Consider the following 687-nt stretch of genomic DNA (forward strand, 5'->3'; position numbering starts at 1 on the left):
CTCTCCCCCCCTGCTTCGCAGGGTACCCTCCCCCGCAGAGGGGGGAGGGAGAGGCGCGTCGGCCGCCTCACCGCCCTCGGCAGGCTCGACCACAAGGATCGGCGTGCCCTCCGAGACCTTCGATCCGATCCCGACCAGCAATTCCCGCACGGTGCCGGCAACCGGGGAAGGGACCTCCATGGTCGCCTTATCGGATTCGATGCTGAGGATCAGGTCGTCCACGGCGAGGCGGTCGCCCGGCTTCACCAGGAGTTCGATCACCGGCACGTCCCGGTAATCGCCGATATCCGGGAGGGCGATCTGCAGCGCGGCGCTCATGCGGGCGGGTTTCCGTGGCTTGTCGTGGGCGGACTGGTTTTTGGCGGGGCGAGGTCCGGGGTCGGGCCGCGCGCAGTGCGTTCGCGCTCTGGCTTCCCTCCCACCCACACCCCTCATCCTGAGGTGTGAGCGAAGCGAGCCTCGAAGGAGGCCTCCAGGGATCGCGCGGCCGGCTGGAGGGCTCCTTCGAGGGCTCCGCTTCGCTCCGCCGCCTCAGGATGAGGGCGCGGGTTGGAGTTGCTCGGGTCGGGGGGCAGCCCCTCAGATCGTCCAGGGCGCCGGCGTGTCCGCGTCGATCCCATAGCGCCGGATCGCCTCGGCGACCGTGGCGCGCGGCACCGTGCCGGCCTCGGCCAGCGCGTGCAGGGC

1 protein-coding gene is annotated in these 687 nt (G+C 71.3%); it reads right to left on the bottom strand.

Annotated elements, in window-relative coordinates; genetic code table 11:
- On the bottom strand, window positions 1–318 hold a 318-nt coding region (locus FV228_RS31710), incomplete at its 3' end, for a biotin/lipoyl-containing protein (RefSeq protein WP_348645079.1).
- Between the last annotated feature and the right edge of the window lie 369 nt (window positions 319–687).

Origin of the sequence: Methylobacterium sp. WL18, from assembly GCF_008040015.1 — a bacterium.
Taxonomy (GTDB): domain Bacteria; phylum Pseudomonadota; class Alphaproteobacteria; order Rhizobiales; family Beijerinckiaceae; genus Methylobacterium; species Methylobacterium mesophilicum.